Origin of the sequence: Methylococcus sp. S1M, assembly GCF_051295855.1 — a bacterium.
GTDB lineage: Bacteria > Pseudomonadota > Gammaproteobacteria > Methylococcales > Methylococcaceae > Methylococcus > Methylococcus capsulatus.
In genome coordinates, this window is sequence record NZ_JBPDXO010000004.1 from 141,576 (window position 1) to 162,825 (window position 21,250).

At 62.5% G+C, this 21,250-nt stretch carries 17 protein-coding genes; 11 read left to right on the forward strand and 6 right to left on the reverse strand.

The genetic code is table 11. From position 1 onward, the window contains the following. The first annotated feature begins 112 nt into the window (after positions 1–112). The 4 genes from ACSHWJ_RS09075 to ACSHWJ_RS09090 are packed head-to-tail and all read left to right on the forward strand — an operon-like array spanning position 113 to position 4,101. Entirely contained in the window at positions 113–1,222 is a 1,110-nt protein-coding gene (locus ACSHWJ_RS09075) for a GNAT family N-acetyltransferase (RefSeq protein WP_017366205.1), read from the forward strand. Beyond that, a complete protein-coding gene (locus tag ACSHWJ_RS09080) occupies positions 1,219–2,409 on the forward strand; it encodes a glycosyltransferase (RefSeq protein ID WP_010961768.1) in 1,191 nt (396 codons plus the stop codon). The genes ACSHWJ_RS09075 and ACSHWJ_RS09080 overlap by 4 nt, the downstream gene beginning before the upstream one ends. Continuing rightward, the gene (locus tag ACSHWJ_RS09085; protein ID WP_143708547.1) at positions 2,402–3,220 is read left to right on the forward strand and encodes a class I SAM-dependent methyltransferase; all 819 of its coding nucleotides are present in this window, start codon (positions 2,402–2,404) and stop codon (positions 3,218–3,220) included. The genes ACSHWJ_RS09080 and ACSHWJ_RS09085 overlap by 8 nt, the downstream gene beginning before the upstream one ends. A gap of 5 nt (positions 3,221–3,225) precedes the next feature. After that, positions 3,226–4,101 (forward strand): hypothetical protein, encoded by an 876-nt coding sequence (locus ACSHWJ_RS09090; RefSeq protein WP_010961766.1) that lies wholly within the window; start codon positions 3,226–3,228, stop codon positions 4,099–4,101. 48 nt (positions 4,102–4,149) lie between these two features. Here ACSHWJ_RS09090 and ACSHWJ_RS09095 read toward each other — a convergent pair whose 3' ends face one another. Both ACSHWJ_RS09095 and ACSHWJ_RS09100 read right to left on the reverse strand, forming a co-directional pair. Further along, the gene (locus ACSHWJ_RS09095) at positions 4,150–5,619 is read right to left on the reverse strand and encodes a glycosyltransferase family 39 protein (RefSeq protein WP_041361313.1); all 1,470 of its coding nucleotides are present in this window, start codon (positions 5,617–5,619) and stop codon (positions 4,150–4,152) included. 114 nt (positions 5,620–5,733) lie between these two features. After that, positions 5,734–9,687: an LAGLIDADG family homing endonuclease gene (locus ACSHWJ_RS09100; protein WP_432539691.1), complete on the reverse strand. Its 3,954-nt coding sequence runs from the start codon at positions 9,685–9,687 to the stop codon at positions 5,734–5,736. A gap of 255 nt (positions 9,688–9,942) precedes the next feature. On the opposite strand from ACSHWJ_RS09100, the gene glnL reads away from it, so the two are divergent. From glnL to trmL, 4 genes are all read left to right on the forward strand, one after another. Further along, positions 9,943–11,037 carry a nitrogen regulation protein NR(II) gene (glnL, locus tag ACSHWJ_RS09105; protein WP_010961763.1) on the forward strand — a complete coding sequence of 365 codons (1,095 nt, stop codon included), beginning with the start codon at positions 9,943–9,945 and terminating at the stop codon, positions 11,035–11,037. Next, the gene (gene ntrC, locus ACSHWJ_RS09110; protein WP_017366200.1) at positions 11,003–12,415 is read left to right on the forward strand and encodes a nitrogen regulation protein NR(I); all 1,413 of its coding nucleotides are present in this window, start codon (positions 11,003–11,005) and stop codon (positions 12,413–12,415) included. The genes glnL and ntrC overlap by 35 nt, the downstream gene beginning before the upstream one ends. A gap of 111 nt (positions 12,416–12,526) precedes the next feature. After that, the gene (locus ACSHWJ_RS09115; RefSeq protein WP_010961761.1) at positions 12,527–15,037 is read left to right on the forward strand and encodes a glycogen/starch/alpha-glucan phosphorylase; all 2,511 of its coding nucleotides are present in this window, start codon (positions 12,527–12,529) and stop codon (positions 15,035–15,037) included. 7 nt (positions 15,038–15,044) lie between these two features. Beyond that, the gene (gene trmL / locus ACSHWJ_RS09120) at positions 15,045–15,524 is read left to right on the forward strand and encodes a tRNA (uridine(34)/cytosine(34)/5-carboxymethylaminomethyluridine(34)-2'-O)-methyltransferase TrmL (RefSeq protein WP_218798239.1); all 480 of its coding nucleotides are present in this window, start codon (positions 15,045–15,047) and stop codon (positions 15,522–15,524) included. Here the strand turns inward: trmL and ACSHWJ_RS09125 are convergent. The 4 genes from ACSHWJ_RS09125 to ACSHWJ_RS09140 all read right to left on the reverse strand — a co-directional run bounded on the left by ACSHWJ_RS09125 (position 15,521) and on the right by ACSHWJ_RS09140 (position 17,863). Beyond that, positions 15,521–16,528 carry an NAD(P)H-dependent glycerol-3-phosphate dehydrogenase gene (locus tag ACSHWJ_RS09125; protein WP_218798238.1) on the reverse strand — a complete coding sequence of 336 codons (1,008 nt, stop codon included), beginning with the start codon at positions 16,526–16,528 and terminating at the stop codon, positions 15,521–15,523. The two genes, trmL and ACSHWJ_RS09125, sit on opposite strands and share 4 nt — an antisense overlap. A 17-nt stretch (positions 16,529–16,545) precedes the next feature. Further along, a complete protein-coding gene (secB, locus tag ACSHWJ_RS09130; RefSeq protein ID WP_010961758.1) occupies positions 16,546–17,013 on the reverse strand; it encodes a protein-export chaperone SecB in 468 nt (155 codons plus the stop codon). A 37-nt stretch (positions 17,014–17,050) separates the two neighbouring features. Continuing rightward, positions 17,051–17,488, reverse strand: coding sequence for a rhodanese-like domain-containing protein (locus ACSHWJ_RS09135; RefSeq protein WP_010961757.1), 438 nt, complete (start codon positions 17,486–17,488; stop codon positions 17,051–17,053). A gap of 72 nt (positions 17,489–17,560) precedes the next feature. Continuing rightward, entirely contained in the window at positions 17,561–17,863 is a 303-nt protein-coding gene (locus tag ACSHWJ_RS09140; RefSeq protein ID WP_010961756.1) for an ArsR/SmtB family transcription factor, read from the reverse strand. 315 nt (positions 17,864–18,178) lie between these two features. Between ACSHWJ_RS09140 and ACSHWJ_RS09145 the strand changes: the two genes are divergently transcribed. The 3 genes from ACSHWJ_RS09145 (at position 18,179) to ACSHWJ_RS09155 (ending at position 21,236) form a co-directional block, all read left to right on the forward strand. Continuing rightward, complete coding sequence (locus tag ACSHWJ_RS09145; RefSeq protein ID WP_036246115.1) at positions 18,179–19,324, forward strand: murein hydrolase activator EnvC family protein; 1,146 nt, start codon at positions 18,179–18,181, stop codon at positions 19,322–19,324. 51 nt (positions 19,325–19,375) lie between these two features. Then, the gene (locus tag ACSHWJ_RS09150) at positions 19,376–20,701 is read left to right on the forward strand and encodes a S41 family peptidase (protein ID WP_010961754.1); all 1,326 of its coding nucleotides are present in this window, start codon (positions 19,376–19,378) and stop codon (positions 20,699–20,701) included. Between the two features lie 100 nt (positions 20,702–20,801). After that, entirely contained in the window at positions 20,802–21,236 is a 435-nt protein-coding gene (locus ACSHWJ_RS09155; RefSeq protein ID WP_010961753.1) for an Hsp20/alpha crystallin family protein, read from the forward strand. Positions 21,237–21,250: the final 14 nt, after the last annotated feature.

A 21,250-nucleotide genomic window follows, 5' to 3' on the forward strand; every position in this document is an offset into this window, starting at 1 on the left:
AAGGGATGATCGCCCTTCGTGTCTTTGGATCGACCTTCAGGGGTGGAGTGCTCCGCCCCTGAAGGTCCTCTCGCACGCGCACTCGCTGTTACGGAAGGGCGGCTCACTGATCTTGGAACTCGGTGCCGAAAAGGACGGCAGTCCTGCGCGATGTCGTGAAAAGGCCCGTTACCTGCAGGCGCTGGCTGCGCATTCCGGGTTCTCCGGTCATGTCGCCCTCCCGCGCGGTGACGGGCCGGCGCAAACCGTCCTGGCGAAGACGACGGCGGCACGTTGGCGGCTGAGTGAATCCACGCCCGAAGACCTGCCGGGATGCCTGTCGCTGTTCAAAGAGGCTTTCGCAGCCGAGATGAGTCCCGAGTTATGGCAATGGAAGTACGGCGAAGGCCGGGGCCGGGCCGTCGTCGCCCGCAGGAACGGGCACATCGTCGCACATTATGGGGCGACGTCCCGTCGCATTGCCATCAACGGTCGAATCGTCGAGGGATTGCAGGTATGCGATGTGATGGTGGTCCCGGGGGAGCGGGGGCTGATGACGAAAAAGGGAGTATTTTTCGAGGTCGCCAGCGCGTTCCTGGAGACCCATTTCGGCTATTACGACGAGCACGAGCTGGCCTTCGGTTTTCCGAATCACCGCGCCATGCGGGTTGCCGAGCGGCTGGGGCTCTATGGCGAAGTCGGCCGGATTTCGGAAGTGCGCTGGACGCCGTACCCGAGCTTCCGGGTCAGATACGCGGCCACCCTGAGCGACGTTGCCGAACTCGATGACGGTCTGCTTGCGAGGCTATGGGGCCAGATGGCCGCGGATCTTCCGGACGCGGTGCTCGTGCTCCGGGATCCCGCCTATGTCCGATACCGCTACCAGCACCACCCCGTGCATCGCTACGAGGCTCTCGTGGTGCGTGACCGCTTGACCGGGCGTCCCCAGGGGGTGGCGATACTTCGGTGCGACAACAATGAATGCAAGCTCATGGATATGCTGGCACCGCTGAACAGCATTCCCCTGCTGGTTGATGCCGCCAGGACCGCCGCCGCCCGTCGCTCGTTGTCCGTGGTCACCGCCTGGATATCCTCCTCCTATGCCCGGTGCCTGGTTCACGGCGGAGGCGTGGCCACCGATACTGATATCCGAATTCCGACCAACGTCTGGACCGACGGCCGCAGCGTCGAACGCCTGCAGGATCGCTGGTGGCTGATGATGGGCGACACGGATTTCTTATGAGCTCCCGGGTGCCGGCGGGGAAGCCCCGGTTGCTGGTGATATTGCCGGCCGATGTGATCGGCGGGGCCGAGACCGTCGTTTTCAATCTACTGGCGGGGTTGCGGGGATTCGACTGCGTTTTGCTGACCCAATCCGCCATCGCGGACTTTTATCGCGGATGCGACATCCGGCTCTACCTGTTCGACGACTGGCGGTGCGGCCAGCCTTACCGGTTGTCGGTCGGCAACGGCCTGCGCTATGCCTGGGCGATCCGATCGGTCGTGCGGCGCGAAAGGCCCAACCTGGTGCTTTCGATCATGCATAACGGCACGTTTTTCGCCTCATTGGCGAAAAGGCTGTTTTTTTCTCGTATTCCCTTGGCGGGCACCATTCTGGGCAGCCTCACCGGCTATTTCACCCGTGTCGGCAGGAAGCCGACACTGCTGGAACGTTGGGTCATTCACTGTTGCCTGACTCTGCCAGACCGCGTGATCGTCCCCTCGTACGGTGTGTTCGAAGACCTGGTAGACACGTTTGGAGCGCAGCCTGGCAGGCTCAAGGTCATCTACAACGGTATCGACGTCTGCGGCGTCCGGCGCAAAGCCGAACAGCCGATCGAGTTGACCAAGGACCGAAGCTGGATCGTTTCCGCCAGCCGGTTCAGCAGCCAAAAGGACTTTCCCACGCTCCTCGCGGCATTCAAGGATGTTCTGGCCCGTCGTCCCGCCAGGCTCGTTCTGGTGGGAGACGGCGAACTTCGCCAGGACATCGAGAGAATCGCCTCCGACCTTGGAATCAGGGAGCATGTCGTTATGGTGGGATTCCGGGAGAATCCCTTTCCCTACATGGCACAAGCTGATATTTTCGTTCTTTCCTCGTTCTTCGAAGGCTTCGGCAATGTGATCGTCGAAGCCATGGCTCTGGGAGTCCCGGTAGTGGCGAGCGATTGTCCGTCGGGGCCAGCGGAGATCATCAGCGACGGGGAAAATGGGTTCCTTGTGCCGGTAGGGGATGCCCGCGCACTTGCGGATCGCTGTGTCACCCTACTGTCCGACGATGAGCGCCGTTCCGCCATGGTGCGTTCCGGGCTCGACAGGGCGGACTACTTCAGTGTCGGTGCCATGCTGACGGCGTTTGACGGTTGTCTGAACGAAATGCTGACTGGCGCCGTTTTTGATGAATCGCGAGGATCCAATCCCGATGGGTGAGCTGGTGATCAAAGCGGCGAATGGCCGCTTTCATGTCGACGAGCGGCAGCGGCCGGACAGTCTGCTCATCGACGAGATCATTCTCCAGGAACTGGTGGCTTTTCTCGAACGATACTTCGAAAGGGGCGGCAGCGGCAGGCTTTTGGACGCGGGGGCGGGATCCCGGCCTTATCTGCCGGTTTACAAGGAGTTTTTCGCGTCCGTCGTGAGCATAGACATACCCGGATCTCCTCATGGCATCGCAGGTCTGGATGTCGCGGGGACTCTGCACCGACTCCCTTTCGGCGACGGAGCATTCGACTGCATTCTCTGCACGGAGGTATTCGAGCATCTCCATGATCCTTTTCTTGCGATGAAGGAATGCAGTCGGGTTTTGAAGCATGGTGGCAGAATGTTCATGAGCACGCCATTCTTCAACCCCCTGCACGAGATTCCTCATGATTATTATCGTTTTACGCCATTCGCGATAAGGCACATCGCGGCTTGCTCAGGGTTGCGTGTAGTGGCCATCGGCCAGAAGGGTGGCGAGGGTGCTTTTGCCTTGATGTACGTGACCTATCTGTGGATGAGGTTCTGGCTGAAACTGTCGGAACGGCTTGGAAATGCGTCACCTTTTCTGGGCTCACTACTGACCCGTCTGACCATCGTCCTGCCACAAAGACTCTACCTCGGGCTATGGAAAAGGCGCGACGGGCAAGGTGACGCCGTGGTTTGTGATGAGGTTTCCGTGGGAAAATTCAGTCCTATCACTCTTGGCTACACCGCGGTTCTGGAGAAAAACGTCGCTCCAGTTGTCGCCGAAATGGAATGACTCCGATGCCCATTCATGCATTGACAAGAATCGTCGCTGTTTCCATCACCGTACTGATCGCCAGCCGGACGAGCGGTATCCTTTGGTCTTCCCTCTTCTGGAGCATCGCGTTCGTCCATTATGGGCTCGCGCTTTATTACTCGAGGCATCGAATTCTTGCCGTCGCAAAGGATTCCAGTTCTCTCGTTCCCGCGCTGATCGTCCTGTCCGGCGGTGCGGCATTGTATGTGAGTCAATTTTCCCTTTTGTTGTATTTCGGGGTGCATCACGTATTCAATGAAGTTTATCTTCTGGATCGGAAATTGCCGGCGAAGGAAGCCGAGAGACGTCGCGGTTTACGAGTCGCAGCCATCTTTCTCAACGCTGCGATTTACGCTGTCCTTTTGCGTCATTATTCCGAGTTGGCTTGGATCGGGCCGGAATTTTTGTTCGTCGTTCTACTGTTTTTCTACGCTCTGTTTTTCTATCGGCTCGGCCAACTGCGTCCTGTGTTGGGCGTAAGGGGCATGATCGATGGTAGTATTTTTGAGGTGTTCGGTCTGTTGCTGGTTCTGTCTTCCTTCTTCGTCAGGTTTGATCTTAATCATATAGTCCTGTACCACTTCATCTTCTGGTCACTATATCCGATAGAAAAGTTCAAGAGGCTGGGAGACGGGGCTTTGTGGCGCTACGCCGCCATCTCGCTAGTGATGGTCGTCGTGTTCATGCTGTTTTCGCCGGCTGGCATCGCTGGTGGCGCCGTTTCCGAGAGTTTCTACTATCAGCAGTTCATTTTCTGGTCTTACGCGCACATTACCTTGTCGTTCGTCCTTTCCGATGCGCATCCCGCATGGATCACCCGATGGTTCCGTTCCGACCGCAGGCAGTGGGCCGTCTCGTAATACCAGTTCGGGGCATGAGAGCTTTCCGCTTCGACCAGGAAGGCACGGTCATTCCCTGGGCGAGAATCGGGCCCCCGGAAGGCCGGGGATGACGATGTCCTGGATTGCACCGTTTGGGTTTCCGCGTGGCCCCAGTTCGGACTGCCCAGCCGATATGACCAATTCCGGGTCATGGTAGGAGAGTATTACGGAATCACAGACGAGGCGGTTGGATAGGGGTCGGTTGATCGCCTTGGCATAATGAACCAGATTATAAGGCTTGACGAGATAAGGTCCTTCCGTGAGGCGGAGCGGAAGGTTCCGGATACGCAGGGTGGCGTCAGGATTCTTCCATGCAGTGTCCAGGACGCCGAGTACCGCGCCGTGAGCGGTTTCGTAGGCAAAACGCCACATCGCCGCCTGTTCCGATGTGCTGAGCGCGGCGGTGGACAGCAGAATGAAAGTGCCGACGGTACCGAGGTGGGCGGCGATCCGGAGCCGGCCTACGCTGAAGACCGGCTGTCGAAGACTGGCTTCCATTCCAACCGAGATCGCAATGATGAGGAAAATCGCCGGCGCATATAGAAAACGGGTGTCGGCGGTCGCCGCGGGAGTGAGGGCTGTCCAGATGACGGGAGACAAGGTCAGACAAAACAGGAGCAGGGTGTTGACCGTGAATCGGGGGCGACGGTAAAGCGCGACAGCCAGGAACGCGATCAATGTTCCGGCGTATAGGACACCGAGCCGGGAGAGAGGGGCCGGCATTTTCAGTGACAGGTCCGAGAAGGTCGTCGCATAGGAGGCGAGATGCGAGGCGATGTCCGAGTTCCGCACCAGGGTCAGCACGTTGCCGTAAGGGCTATGGAACGCTCCCACCAGCGCGGAGCGAATGGCAAGATAGCCGGCGGACGGGATGAGAAAGGCGGAGATCAGACCCGCCGTCCGGGCCACCGGCGCTTTTTTCCGTTGCCATAGGATCAATGACAGAAGCACCGAAACAAAAGCGATGGCGTTCTCTTTCGAGAACAGGGCGCCCGTGTAGGACAGGACCGCGCCCATCGCGTGCCTCGTTTTCCCGGAATCCAGATATCGCAGCAGCATCCAGATGCTCAACAGCGTCGACAATGCCGAGAGCAGGTCGAACTGGCTGCTGAACCAGAAAAAAGTTTCAGTCGCGAACGGCGACAACAGGAAGAACGTCGCCGCGAAAAATGCGCCAATGTGGAAATCGAGCCTGCGTAATATGGCATACAGAAGTGTTGCGTTCAGGCCATGCATCAGTAGCGAAACGAGGATGTACCCATAAGGGCGGCTCCAGCCGAAGCCGGTCGCCTCGAGTTTTACCACCAAGAGGGTCAGCGGGCGGAAGAATCCGGTGAAAGAGGTGTGGAGAATATGCGTGACGGAGTTGCCATCGGCGACGTCGATGAGAGCCGTATCGTCGTAGATGAAGAAATAGCTTGATCCGATCAGGTATGCCAGTCCGGCATAGAGGGCGCCCGTGCCCATCGCGAAGAGGAGAGGCCAGCGGGCGAACATGCGCGTCACGAAATGGGTGATTCGACCTGATGTTGCCGATGGCTGATTCATTGCTGAAATACACGGGAAGTGGTGAAAGCGCGCGGCATCAAATGTCGTCCGGCAACCGTCCCGTCAGCCGCACCCTCCCAGCGCCCCGCAGGCCGTGCAGAAATCGCAGCCGTCCCGGCGTATCACCGCGTCGTTGCCGCATTCTGGGCAGCGGGCGCCTTTCAGGACGGGCGGTTTGGCCTCTCCCGTCTCCGGGCCGGCGCTTTCATAGTCCATCAGCCCCATGTCCTGCAGCGGCCGTCCTTGTTCGTCCAGGAGCCCGAGCATGGCGTAGCGGTGGATCGCCAGTTGAGCCATGTAGGCGACGGTCGAAGGATAGTTCCGCTGGCGACCGGTCCCGGGCATCCGGGCCAGGAAATCGCCGCGCGGCTCCGGGAAGTCCAGGAGCTGGCGTAGTTTGGCGCCGATCCAGGCGGGGTCGATGACGCGCATGTCGAAGGACAGGCTCTTGCACAGGCCGTCGAGGACTCTGGGGTATTCGCCGGACAGCCACATCGAGTAAGGCCGCCGCTGGCCGTTGGGAAGCACCAGTTCCTTGAGGCCCATGACGAAGTCGTCACCGGTGGCGACGTTGAGGATGTCGACGGTCCAGGACAGCGTACCGTCGGGACCGGTCTTGGGTTCTTTGGGTGACATCAGGGCGTCCACCACGGGGGTGTCGGCGAGCGTGTCGAAGGCTCCGAGTTCCGCACAGCGGTAGTAGATCAGCCGGGCGAAGCCAGCCACCAGGCTGGGGACGCGGACGGGCCGTCCGCTGGGGGGAAAGGGCAGGTCGAATCCGTCGTCGCCGTGCGCCTTCATCAGGCTTTCGAGTTTGGTTTTGAGCCAGCCGCGGTCGTTCGAGCGCATGTCCATCGACAGGGATTTGGCGAGGGCGCCGAGGCCGCGCGGCTGCTCCGCGCCGGTGACCCAGACTTCGAATGGATGGTTGCCGTGGTCCTCGATATGGCCGATGAACACGGCGAACGATCCCAGCGGGTGGTCGATCAGATAGCTCCAGGCGGGATTGCCGGCAGCGGGCCGGGGTCGGCGGCGCCAGCGCAAGGAGGCCAAGGCGGGCGTGGGGACTTCGTCCAGGCGGAGCCTGCGGTCGGGGTCGGATTCGTCGAATTCCGGGCGCGAGATTCCGTGGGTCGGTGTGGCTTCCAGGACGGCCCCGGTGACCGGGTTCGGGCGGTAAGTGGCGAGTCCCTTGAGTCCGGCTTTCCATGCTTCGAGATAGAGGTGCTGGAAGTCGGCGTAAGGGTAGTCGGCAGGGACGTTGACGGTTTTGGAGATGGACGCATCCACGAAAGGCTGGACCGCCGCGAGCATGCGCATGTGATCGAGCGCGGAGATGTCCAGCGCGGTGACGAAAGCCGGTGGCAGCGGCCGGTCACCTGCCGTTGCCCGGAACAGCCGGTAGGCGTGGTCTTCGACCGGAAATTCGCGGGTGGAGCCGTCGGGTTCGCGTTTTTTGCGGAGATAGGTCCAGGCGTAAGGGGGCTCGATGCCGTTACTGGCGTTGTCGGCGAATGCCAGTGAGATGGTGCCGGTCGGAGCGATGCTGAGCAAGTGGCTGTTGCGAATGCCCGATTCCCGGATGCGGGCCCGCAGCGGTTCGGGCAGACCGGCGACGAAGGGCGATGCGAGGTAGGGTTCGGCCTCGAACAGCGGGAACGCGCCTTTCTCCCGCGCCAGTGCGGTCGAGGCGAGGTAGGCGGCATCGCGCAGCCGCCGGGCGATGCCGGCCGCCATGTCGCGGGCTGCGGCGCTGTCGTAGCGCAGGCCCAGCATGGCGAGCGCATCCCCCAGGCCGGTGAAGCCCAGACCTATGCGGCGTTTGGCTTGCGCCTCTTGCCGTTGTCGCGCCAGCGGCCAGTAGGTCGTATCCAGGACGTTGTCCAGCATGCGCACGGCGATGGTGGCGACTTCGGCGAGGCGCTCGGCCTCGAAGGCCGCCTCCGGTGTGAAGGGCCGGCTGACGAAGCGGGTCAGGTCCAGACTGCCCAGGCAGCAGCAGCCGTAGGCGGGCAGGGGTTGCTCGGCGCAGTTGTGCACGTACAGACCGTTGGCGTCGAAGGCATGCACGTCAGCCACGGTGACGTCGTAGACCGCTTCCATGCCATCGTCTTCCAGTGACTGCACGGTGGCGATGAAACGTTCCGCATGCCGCGTGTGTCGGTATCGCTGCAGCAACGCGGTCAGCCGGTCCATCTTGTCACTGTCCGCAAATCCGATCCGTTCGGCATAACGTACGACGTTCTCGCCACTGATGATGAGTTCGTGTGCCGCCTGGCAGGAATGTCCCTTCGCACCGCCTTCGCCGTCCGGCAGCACCTTCGTTCCGCCGGGACGGCGATTCTGATGGATCGTGGAGGCCATGCCGAGGCGTAGAAGCATGCGTTGCACGGTTTGCAGGTTGCCGAGGTCGGTCTGCGGCAGGCGGATGCTGACGCCGTTTTGATGCGAACCCTGCACCGAGCCGTCGGCATCGAACATGCCGCGCAGCAAGCCGCGATGGAAGGCGGACGATGTGGTTTCCAGCGGGGCGGTGAGTCGCTTGTCGCCGGGCGTCAGTCCCAGTTCCAGCGCCAGCGTATGCAGGGCGCCGGTCGCCATGCGGTATTCACCGCGTCCCTCCATGGTCGTTTGCCAACCGTTGAAATCGGTACGGTGCGGCAATGTGCGTGCGGCCAGTTCCGCTGCGCGCATGACACCGGCGACGCCGGCGGAGGGGACGCTCCCGCCGCCGTTGGCGACCTTCGATGCGGCCGCATCCCAGACGCTCAAAACGGCTTTGTCCCGTGTGAGCGTGCCGCCGCCGATCAGCAATCCGATCAGGTAGCCTTCCGCTTCGGTGTGCGCGCCATCCCAAGAGGACAGGGCGCGGTGGTCGTGCAGCACGATTTTGTCATGGGGACGGAGCTCTCCGGCCTTCACCCATTCCGTTTCGCGCAGGTGGCGAGTCATCCTGGAAACCCGCAGCACGGGGTGGTTGGCGGTCAGGCGGAGGGTATGCCCTTCAGCGGTACTCAAGCGCAGCACCGGTTTGTCGCCCGTGAAGAAGAAGCCCCGCGATTCGGTCGGATGGCATTCGCCGTCGACGACGGCCTCGAAAGGCCGATCGATGAGGTCGCGCACCTGCCGTGCGCCGTTGGCTGTCATCACCCAGGTGTCGGCCGTGACGCAGGGATTGGTGGCTTCGATGCGTTCGCAATAGCTCAGGTTGTTTTCCCGGTTCATCCGGTCGATGAACAGCACGCCGGGTTCGGCATGGTCGTAGGTCGAGCGCATGATGAGTTCCCACAGTTCCCGCGCCGGAACGCTGCGGTAGACCCACAGCCCATCTCCGCGCAGGTAGGCACCCTCGCACTGCTGTTCGGGGGAGGGCTCGGCGCGGTGCGTCAGTTCCCATGGCCCGTCGGTTTCCACGGCTCGCATGAAGTCTTCGTTCAGCGCAACCGAGAGGTTGAAGTTGGTCAGTTCCCCCGGCCGGTCCTTGGCCCGGACGAACTCGAAGATGTCCGGGTGCTCGCAGCGCAGTATCCCCATCTGCGCACCGCGGCGGGAACCGGCGGATTCCACCGTCTCGCAGGAGCGGTCAAAAACACGCATGTAGGACACCGGTCCGGAAGCCCGCGATTCGGTGGTGTGGACACGCGCTCCTTTGGGACGGATGGCCGAGAAATCGTAGCCTACGCCGCCGCCTCGCCGCATGGTTTCGGCGGCTTCCGCCAGGGCGGTGTAGATGCCCGGTTTGCCGTCGGTTTCTTCCGATACCGAATCACCCACCGGCTGGACGAAGCAGTTGATGAGGGTGGCCTGCATGCCGGTGCCGGCGGCGGACATGATCCGACCGGCGGGGATGAACCCCGATTCGAGCGCCGAGAAGAACAGCGGGCGCCATTCGTCCGGCGATTGTTCGGCGGCGGCGAGGGCGTCCGCCACCCGCGCAAAGATTTCCTCGGCGCAGGTCTCGCCGTGTCTGGCATATTTCTCTCGCAAGACTTCCAGGGAAATGGCTTGGGGTTCCACGAAAAAACTCCGGATTACGGCGGAATCCCGGCATGGTAAGCGTGGCGGTTCGGCGCGGCAATGCGGGCGGGCCGCGATCAGGAAACACAACGAATCTCCCAAGGAACGCGACAAGTCTCGAGGAATGGTGCACCATATCGGTGCGCATGGTTGCGCATCGCGTGCACGTTGCGAGACTCAACCCCATGCGGGGCGCGAAAAGGCCGGCCCCGGCGAACGCCTAGGCATGGCGCATTACTTGCTGCGGGTCCTGGCATGACGGCATCGGACACACCTTCCTTCTACCGGCGCATCCTCGACAACCTGGGGGACGGTGTGCTGCTGTTCGATAAAACGCTGACCCTGACCTACATCAACATGCCCGGCGAAATGTTGCTCGCCGTCAGCGCCCGCCAGGTGCTGGGCGCCCGCGCTCGTCTGGTATTGCCGTGCGGCGAACAGCCGGTCGAGCCGGATTTGCGGCACGCCATGGAGACCGGCATTTCCCTGACCAAGCGCAATGTCACCCTGGTTCATCCGCTCCATGTGATCACGGTGAATCTGCACATCTCGCCGATCACCGAGGACGAGGCCACCGGGGTACTGGTCCAGGTGCAGCAGGTGGATCGCCATTTGCGGATTTCCATGGAGGAGCAGTTGCTGGCGCAGCAAAACGCGGCTAGGTCACTGCTAAGGGGATTGGCGCACGAGATCAAGAATCCGCTCGGGGGGCTGCGCGGCGCGGCGCAGCTCCTGGAGCGGGAGCTGCAGGACGAGCTGCGTGAGTATACCCAGATCATCATCGAGGAGTCCGACCGTCTCCAGTCCCTGCTGGACCGGATGCTCGGGCCGAACAAGCTGCCACAGAAGGCCTGGCTGAACATCCACCGGGTGCTGGACCGGGTGACCCAGCTGGTGCAGGCGGAAGTGCCCGCCGGTGTCCGGATCGTCCGTGACTACGATCCGAGCATCCCGGAAATCTTCGGCGACGCCGATCAGTTGATCCAGGCCATCCTCAACATCGTGCGCAATGCCGCCCAGGCCCTCGGTATGCACGGCCGGATCGTCATCCGCAGCCGCATCGACCGGCAGGTGACGATCGGTGAGCGGCGCCATCGCATGGCGGTGAAAATCGACATCATCGATGACGGCCCCGGTATCAAGCCGGAACTCCTGAACCATATTTTCTATCCGATGGTCACCGGGCGGGCCGAGGGCACGGGCCTGGGATTGTCGATCGCACAGGGGCTGATCAGCCAGCACGGCGGCTTGATCGAGTGCAGCAGCGTGCCCGGAAACACCGTTTTTTCCCTGTTTTTGCCTTTGGAGGAGGATCATGAAGCGAGCGTTCCAGGTTTGGGTGGTCGATGACGACCGATCGATCCGCTGGGTCTTGGAAAAAGCGCTGCAAAAAGCGTCGATCCAGACCCGTGCCTTCTCCACCGCCAACAGCATGATGGAAGCCCTGAATCGGGACCGGCCGGATGCGGTGCTGACCGACATCCGTATGCCCGGTCTGGATGGCATCGAGTTGCTGAAGCAGTTGCAGGCCAAATATCCCGATCTGCCGGTCGTGATCATGACCGCGCATTCCGATCTGGAAAGTGCGGTGTCCGCATTCAGCGGCGGGGCGTTCGAGTATCTGCCGAAGCCGTTCGACGTGGATGAGGCGGTGGATCTGGTCGCAAAGGCCTGTGCCCACAGCCAGCGGGCTGCGACCGGGGAAGCGGCCGACAAGGGCCTGCCGGAGAAGACCCCGGAAATCATCGGCGAGGCGCCGGCGATGCAGGAGGTGTTCCGCGCCATCGCCCGGCTGGCGCGTTCGAACATCACGGTGCTGATCAACGGCGAGTCGGGGACCGGTAAGGAATTGGTCGCCCGCGCCCTGCACCGCCACAGTCCCCGCGCCGACAAGCCGTTCATCGCGCTCAACATGGCCGCCATACCGCGCGATTTGTTGGAGTCCGAGTTGTTCGGCCACGAGCGCGGCGCTTTCACCGGTGCGCAGGCCCGCCGGGCGGGGCGGTTCGAGCAGGCCGACGGTGGCACGCTGTTCCTGGACGAGATCGGCGACATGCCGGCGGAACTGCAGACCCGTCTGCTGCGCGTGCTGGCCGAGGGCGAGTTTTTTCCGGTCGGCGCCCATGCCCCGGTCAAGGTGGACGTGAGGATCATCGCCGCCACCCACCAGAACCTGGAACAACTGGTGGCGGAAGGCCGCTTCCGTGAGGATCTGTTTCACCGCCTGAACGTCATCCGTATCCACATCCCACCGCTCAGGGAGCGGCGCCAGGACATCGTCCTGCTGCTCAAGCATTTCCTGAAGGAGGCCAGCCAGGAACTCAACGTCGAGACCAAGACCCTGCTGCCCGAAGTCGAGGCTTACCTGTGCCGGCTGGATTGGCCGGGCAATGTCCGGCAGTTGGAGAATACCTGCCGCTGGATCACGGTCATGGCGGCCGGCAAGGACGTACACCTCGACGATCTGCCGCCGGAGCTGCTGAAGGCCCGGCCGGAGCCGGTCGCCGTCTCCAGCGAATGGCAGGACAGTTTCACTCAGTGGATCGACGCGCGTCTGCGGCGTGGCGACCGCAATGTCGCGAAGGAAGCCATCGATTCGGCCGAAGGCATCCTCATCAGCACCGCCTTGCAATTCACCCGGGGTCGCCGGCAGGAGGCAGCCAAGCTGCTGGGTTACGGCAGGAACACCCTGACCCGTAAAATAAGCGAGCTGAACATTGACGTCTGAACGGTTGTAACCGTCCTGCTTCAGACTGTCGGTACCATCCATCGGACCTTTCCGCCCGGTTTTGCCGAAGGAAGGGTCCGCATCCGATTCTCACACGGGAGGTGATCGCCCATGCTCACGCGCAAGTTCAAGACCAGCAACCCGACCGCGCTCCTGACAGAAATGCCGGGTCTGGGAATGGGGGCCAAAAACCTCAGCGCCGACATCCGCCGGCATTTCAACTGCACTCTGGGACGGGACCGTGACTGCCGCTCGGTACACTATGCCTACTCGGCGCTGGCGTTGACGGTGCGCGACCGCCTCATGGAGCGCTGGCGGAACACCGAATATGCCTACGATCAGGCGGATTGCCGCCGGACTTATTACCTCTCGCTGGAGTTCCTGCTCGGCCGCGCCCTGAGCAACGCGATGCTGAACCTCGGGATCGAGGAGCCCATCCAGCAGGCGCTCAATGAACTGGGTCTGGAACTGGAAGAGTTGGCGGATTCGGAGTTCGATGCCGGCCTCGGCAATGGCGGGCTGGGGCGGCTCGCGGCCTGCTTCATCGACAGTTGCGCCACGCTGCAGCTTCCGGTGATGGGGTACGGCATCCGTTACGAATACGGCATGTTCCGCCAGATGATCGTCAATGGTTACCAGGTCGAGGAGCCCGACCACTGGTTGCGGAATGGTCACGTATGGGAGCAGGAGCGCCCGGAGCTGACGGTGCGGGTCAAGTTCGGCGGCCGGACCGAGTTCTCCAACGATGTGTCGCGGCCGGGTCAGGTGGTCTGGCTCGACACCGATGACGTGCTGGCCGTACCCTTCGACATCCCGGTGCCGGGATACCGGAACGGCACGGTCAACACCCTGAGGCTATGGAAATCCGCTGCCACTGACGAATTCAAGCTGGGCGAGTTCAATGCCGGCGACTATGCCGAATCCGTCCGCGCCAAGAATCTGGCGGAAAACATCTCGATGGTGCTGTATCCGAACGATGCCAGCGAGAACGGCAAGGAACTTCGGCTGCGCCAGCAGTATTTCCTGGCGTCGGCCAGCCTGCAGGACGTGCTGCGGCGGTGGCTGGCGGACCACGGCGAGGATTTCTCGGAGTTTGCCGAGAAGAACTGCTTCCAGCTCAACGACACCCATCCGACCATTGCGGTGGCCGAGCTGATGCGCCTCTTGATCGACGTGCACGGCCTGGCCTGGAACGAGGCCTGGGCCATCACCAACCGCACCATGGCCTACACCAACCACACCCTGTTGCCCGAGGCGCTGGAAAAATGGCCGGTGCGGCTGTTCCGGCAGATGCTGCCGCGCCTGCTGGAGATCATCTTCGAGATCAACGCGCGCTTCCTGGGCGAGGTCGCGGCGCGCTGGCCCGGCGACATCGACCGGCTGGCACGGATGTCGCTGATCGAAGAGGGACATGAACAACAGGTGCGGATGGCTTACCTCGCCATCGTCGGCAGCTTCTCGGTCAATGGCGTCGCGGCCCTGCACTCCGACCTGCTCAAGCATGGCCTGTTCAAGGACTTCCACGAACTGTGGCCGGAGCGTTTCAACAACAAGACCAACGGCATCACCCCCCGGCGCTGGCTGGCCGCCTGCAATCCGGAGCTGGCCGGCCTCATCAGCGAGGCCATCGGCGACAAGTGGACCGCCGATCTGACCCGTCTGGCCGAACTCAGGCCGTTCGCCGAGGATGCGGCGTTCCGGGAACGGTGGATGGCGATCAAGCGGCGCAACAAGGAGAAGCTGCTGGACTTCAAGAACCGCGAGCTGGGGTTGACTCTGGTGAACCCCGACCTGATGTTCGACGTCCAGGTCAAGCGTATCCATGAATACAAGCGCCAGTTGCTCAACGTGCTGCACGTGATCCATCTGTTCGACCGGATCAAGCGGGGCGATGTCCAGGACTGGACGCCCCGCTGCGTCCTGTTCGGCGGCAAGGCTGCGCCGGGCTACGTGATGGCGAAGCGCATCATCAAGCTCATCAACAACGTGGCAGGAACGATCAATGGCGATCCCGAAATGAACGATCGCCTGAGTGTGTTGTTCCTGCCGAATTACCGGGTCACCGCCATGGAGGTGATCTGTCCGGGCACCGATCTGTCGGAGCAGATTTCCACGGCCGGCAAGGAGGCCTCGGGTACCGGCAACATGAAGTTCATGATGAACGGAGCCTTGACCATCGGCACGCTGGACGGCGCCAACATCGAGATTCGGGAGGAAGTGGGGGCGGAAAACTTCTTCTTGTTCGGCCTGACTGCCGAGGAGGTCGAACGCCGCCGCGGTGGCTACGATCCCGGCGCGGTCATCGAGGCGAACGAGGACTTGAAACGGGTCATGGGACTCCTCGAGAGTGGTTTTTTCAACCGATTCGAGCCGGGCATATTCGATCCCATCATCGAATCGATCCGCAGTCCTCACGACCCCTGGATGACGGCTGCCGATTTCCCCGGCTATGTCGAGGCGCAGAGAGCGGCCGCGGCCGCTTTCCGCGACAAGGATCGCTGGGCCCGGATGAGCATCCTGAACACCGCCGCCAGCGGCAAGTTCTCCACCGACCGCACCATCGCCGAATACAATCGCGAGATCTGGAAGCTGACGCCGATACCGGCTTTGCCGGTGAAGTAAGCGGACGATGTTCCACGTCGTGCTGTACGAGCCGGAGATTCCGCCGAACACCGGCAACGTCATCCGGCTCTGTGCCAACACCGGCGCCCGTCTGCACCTCATCGAGCCGCTGGGGTTCGAAATGGACGATGCGCGTCTGCGGCGGGCGGGGCTGGACTACCGGGAATGGGCCGAGGTGGCCCGGCACCGTGACTGGGAAGGTTTTGTGGGGGCGGTCGCGCCGGAACGGATATTCGCGCTGACCACCCGGGGCGAGGTCAGCCATGCCGACGTGACTTACCGGCCCGGCGATGCCTTCCTGTTCGGTCCGGAGTCACGCGGATTGCCCGCGGCGCTGCTCGCCCGGTTCGAGACGGGCCGACGGATCCGGCTGCCGATGCGGCCGGGCTCGCGCAGCCTGAACCTGTCCAATGCCGTCGCGGTGGTGTGTTTCGAGGCCTGGCGTCAATGCGGCTTCGCGGGCGCGGCGTCCGCCTCGGAGCGTTAGCGGTCCCATTCCGGCTTGGGGTCCCGCAGCAGCAGATTGCGCACGGCTTCCTCCGGCGGCAAGCCTTCGTAGAGCACGCGGTAGGTCTGGGCGGTGATCGGCATGTCCACGCCCTTCCTGCCGGCGAGTTCGTGGATCAGCCGGGCCGCCAGGATGCCTTCGATCTCCTGGCCGATCTCGGCGTGGATTTCCTCACGCGGCCTGCCTTTGCCCACCCCCAGGCCGAAGCGGCGGTTGCGGCTCTGGTTGTCGGTGGCGGTGAGTACCAGATCGCCGACGCCGGCCAGGCCCATGAGCGTTTCGGCCCTGGCGCCCAGGGCGAGACTCAGCCGCATCATCTCGGCCAGTCCCCGGGTGATGAGGGCCGCCCTCGCGTTGGCGCCGAATCCCAAGCCGTCGGAGATGCCGGCGGCGATCGCCAGCACGTTCTTGCAGGCGCCTCCCAACTGGGCGCCGATGAGGTCGTCGGTGGTGTAGGCGCGGAAATAGGCGTTGTGCAGCCAGGAAACGATCTTGGCGCCGAAGGCTTCGCTGCTGGCGCCGACAGTGATGGCGCTGGGCAGTTCCGCGACCACTTCGGCGGCGAAGGTCGGTCCCGACAGCACGGCGAGCGCACGGTCCGGGCCGAGGATCTCGCGGGCGGTTTCGTGCAGCAGACAGCCGCGGGTGCGGTCCAGCCCCTTGGTGGCCCACATGAGACCGGCTTCCGGTTGCAGGTGTGGGGCGCAGAGCTCGAGCGTGGCGCGGAAGGCGTGGCTGGGGACCGCGACCAGCACGGCATCGCTGGCCGTGGCGGCTGCCTCGGCCAAGTCCGGGGTCACGCTCAGGGTGTCGGGGAATGTGGCATGGGGCAGATAATGTGCGTTCCGGCGCTCTGCCGCCATGGCCTCGGCGTGTTCCCGGCGGTGGCTCCACAACAGGGTGGGTACGCCGTTCCTGGCGATGAGCAGGGCCAGCGCCGTGCCCCAGGAGCCGGCGCCGAGAACGCTGATGCAGTGCCTCATGGGCATAACGGCAGGCTTCAGTGCGGCGTGGCCGGCTGGGCCTGCTGCTGGGCCATCTGAACCTGCTGCATGTAGAGCGCGTCGAAATTGATCGGCGCCAGCAGCATCGGCGGGAAGCCGCCTTTGTTCACGAGATCCGAGACCGCCTCGCGGGCATAGGGGAACAGGATGTTGGGGCAATAGCTGCCGAGCAAGGGTCCCATTTCCTGTTCCGGGAAACCACTGATCGTGAAAATGCCGGCCTGGCAGATTTCGACCAGGTAGGCCGTCTTCTCCTCCAGCTTCACGGTGATCGTGACTGAGAGGCTGACTTCGAACAGTCCTTCCTGGAGCTGCTGGACCTTGGAGCCGAGATTGAACTCGACTTTCGGTTCCCACTTCAGAGTAAAGACGGCGGGCGAGTTGGGGGTCTCGAACGATACGTCCTTGACGTAGAGCTTCTGGATGGCGAACTGTCTTTCGGGCTGCTGGTTTTCTTCGCTCATGATTTTGCCAATGGCCGAGTGGTGAATGAAACGGGGGTCAGGATTTCTTGCGTTTCCTGGTCACGGGGTAATGGGCGTCTCTCCAGGCCAGCATGCCGCCGCGCATCTCGTAGATCCGGCTGAAGCCCTGCTTTGTCAGGGTCTTGCATGCGGAGGGCGAACGGGTGCCCTGCTGGCAGGTGACGATGACCGGCTTCTCCTTGTACTGGGCGATCTCCGATGCGCGTTCTTCGAGCTTTCCCAAGGGGATGTGGTAGGCGCCTTCGATGTGGCCTTCGGCGAATTCCGCCGGCTCGCGGACGTCGACCACCAGCGTGTCTTCCGTATTCATGAGCTGGACGGCACCGGCCGGTGTCAGCACCTTGTGCTTGCGGAACAGCGATTCCAGGAGATCCTGTATCAGCAGGACGGTGACGACGAGCAGGGCGCCGGCCATCATCCAGTGATTGCCGAGAAATTCGAGCAACCGGGTCATTTCTTCCTCACTTTTTCGAAAATTGGGATTTTGGGGTCTGGGGCCGGCACCCGCCGGTCGTTCTGGCGTCTTTCAGTGCTTGCAGAATACTTCTTTGATCATGCGGACGAGCTGCAGCATCCTGTCGTCTTCCACGAAGTAATAGACTTTGTTGGCATCCCGATGGCAACTTAGGATGCCCTTGTCTCGCAGTATGGCGAGGTGCTGAGAGACGTTGCTCTGGGTCGTACCGACCTGCTCCACCAGGTCCTGGACATTGATGCGCCCCTTGCTCAAGGTGCAGAGGATCTTGAGCCGCAAGGGATGCGCCATGGCCTTCAGGCTGTGGGCGGCGCGGCGGATCTCCGATTCGTCGGTGATGAGGTCAGTTTGCATGATATTCGCACCCGAGTGGCATGTATCGCGGCGGGTATCCTCAGCCAGCCGTGGAGGGACAGGCACGACGCCACCCCGAAAATTGGTTAGACTAATGATTCCTGGTTTCGCGCGCATCCTGCATTTTATCAGGCTATCATGCCCGACTTTGTTCGCGGTGGTCGGTGAATCGGATGATTATACGTTGAACCGGCGCCCCCGTGTGCCTGCCAGTGATCTTTCGACGTGAAAGCCGCCTCGCGATGTTCCCGTTTTCTCTCCCAGTCGGGTGCCTTTGCCGTGGACTCGGGGAGGGGCCGGGCAGGATCGTCCGGGATGCCGCAGCCCATGAAACTGGCGGTGTTCGCCGGTTTCCTGATGTCCTGGGTGGCCGGGCAGGCGATTTCCGCGGATGAGGGCGATGCCGCCGCGCGGCTGAAGGCGGTTCGCGACCGGATCGCATCCGCGGAGAAAGAGTTGGAGACGATCGAAACCCGTCAGGGCAGCGTGTCCGCCGAGTTGCGGCGGGTGGAGGAGCGCTATGGCGACCTGGTGCACACGCTCCGGCTGCTGGAAGACAAAACGGCCGTTCAGGCCAGGCGTGCGGCGGAGTCGAACCGGCGGCTCACCGAACTGCAGCAGGCAGTGCTCAGACAGCATAAGGCCTTGGCCTCGCTGGCCCGGTCCGCCTACGCGTTGGGCGGCCGGCAATGGCTCAAGCTGGCGCTGAACATCGATGAGCCGGGGCGGTTGGCCCGCATGATGGCCTACCACGGTTACCTGAACCGCGACCATTACGCCCGCCTGGAGGCGCTGCAAAAGGACGTCGCCCAGGTCCGGGCGCTGCAGGACGAGGCGGCGGCCGATGCCGGGCGTCTCGAGGCGCTGCGGGAACGCATCGAGCACGAAAAGGTCGAACTGGATGAAACCCGGCGGGAGCGGCTGGAGGTGCTGGCCAGGCTCCGCGAGGAGCGCCGGGGAAAGGACGCCGAACTGGTCCGGCTCAAGGAAAGCGAGCACCGGCTGGAGGCTCTGGTATCCTCCCTACGCGAAATCGTCATGGATTTCACGGCTTCGCTCGCCGCGCCAAGGTCCTTCGCGCGGCGCAAGGGCCAGTTGAGCTGGCCGGCGGCGGGGGAGCGGGTGGCGCAGTTCGGCGGCCAGCGGATGTCGGGTCGCTGGGACGGTGTGGTGATCCGGGCGCCGGAGGGCGCACCGGTCAAGGCGGTATCGGAAGGGCGGGTGGTCTTTTCCGATTGGCTTCGCGGTTACGGTTTGCTTACCATCGTCGATCACGGCGATGGCTATATGAGCCTATACGCGTTCAATCAAAGCGTTTACAAGAACGTCGGCGACTGGGTGGAGGCCGGAGAGGTCATCGCCAGCGTCGGTTCCAGTGGCGGACAGGTGGAGCCGGGCCTGTATTTCGGTATCCGGGAAAAGGGCCAGGCCCTCGATCCATCACAGTGGTGCAAGGATTGAGTGGCGCCGGAGATAGAGTTTGTGGCGGAATTTGTTGCGGAATATTTGAACATGGTGAAAGTGACGGGCATGCGTGCACTCAAGATCGGTTTGTTGGTCGGTGTGGTGTCGGCGGCGAGTTGGGCGGAAGACAAGCCCACGTCCGCGGGGGCGGTCAATATCCCGTTCGAGGGGTTGAAGACCTTTTCCGAGGTCTACGGCCGCATCCAGCAGGACTATGTCGAGCCGGTACCGGACGACAAGCTGCTGGAGGACGCCATCCGCGGGATGTTGTCGGGCCTCGATCCGCACTCCACCTATCTGGACCAGGAGCAGTACAACGAATTGAAGGTCGGGACCACCGGCCAGTTCGGCGGGCTGGGCATCGAGGTCGGAATGGAGAACGGCTTCGTCAAAGTGATCGCGCCCATCGACGACACGCCGGCATTCCATGCAGGCATCAAGGCGGGCGACCTGATCATCCGCCTCGACGACAAGCCGGTGAAAGGCATGTCCCTCAACGATGCGGTCAAGATGATGCGGGGCGAACCGGGCAGCCCGATCGTGCTGACCGTGGTCCGTGAAGGCGTCGAGCAGCCGCTCAAGATCACCATCACCCGCGACATCATCAAGATCAAGAGCGTCAAGAGCCGGATTCTCGAGGATGGCTACGGCTATCTGCGCATCACCAGTTTCCAGTCCAAGACCGGGGACAATGTGATCGAGGCCATCGACGAGATGAAGAAGAAGGGGGCACTGAAAGGACTCGTTCTCGACCTGCGCAACAATCCCGGCGGAGTGCTCAATGCCGCGGTGGCGGTCAGCGACGCTTTCCTCGAAAGCGGTCTGATCGTTTACACCGATGGCCGGGTGGAGGATGCCAAGATGCGCTTCTCGGCGACGCCCAACGACGTCATCGGCGGTGCCCCCATGGTGGTGCTGATCAACGGTGGTTCGGCTTCGGCCTCGGAGATCGTGGCGGGTGCGCTGCAGGATCACAAACGGGCGGTCATCATGGGCGAGAAGACCTTCGGCAAAGGCTCGGTGCAGACTATCCTCCCGACCAGCAACGGCGGCGCGGTCAAGCTCACCACGGCGCGCTACTACACGCCGTCCGGGCGTTCGATCCAGGCCGAGGGCATCACGCCGGATGTGCCGATCTCCCGGGTCAAGCTGGAAATGGCGGCGAAGTCGGAGTTCGCCCCCATCAAGGAGGCTGATCTCACCGGCCATCTGAGCAACGACAAGGCCAAGAAAGGCGGCGAGGCGAAGGATGCGAAGGACAAGGAGTCGGACAAGGTCGACGACACGCTCGCCCTGCAGGACTATCCGCTGAATGAAGCGCTCAACCTGCTCAAGGGCATCAACATCGTGCACAAAAACGGCGTCAAGAACTGATCAGACGGCGTTGCCGGAAAATGCGGGCGAGACTTCCATTGAAATCGGGCAGTGGGTGCGCCATAACGCAGACAGACCCCATCAAGACAGGAGATGCGTCATGACAATCGGCCGCAATGAGCCGTGGAGTTTATTGAATCAACTGCAGCGTGAACTGGAGCGTTCCTTCGAGGGACGTCAGGGTTCGGACTCCGCAGCGACGGCCGAATGGACGCCGGCCGTCGACATCAAGGAGGAAGCCGACCGGTACGTCCTCCTCGCCGATCTCCCGGGCGTCAGTACGGACAACATCGACGTCTCGATGGAGCAGGGCGTTTTGACGCTGCGTGGCGAGCGGAACACCGAAGCCCGTACGGAGCGTTCCGGCTACAAGCGCATCGAGCGCGTCTACGGCAGCTTCTACCGTCGGTTTTCGCTGCCGGATACCGCCGACGCCGACGGCATATCCGCGCGCTATAACAACGGCGTGTTGGAAATCGTGATTCCCAAGAAAGCCGCGATTCAGCCGCGGCGAATCGTCGTCAGCGCCGACTGACGCCAGGTGGCGGG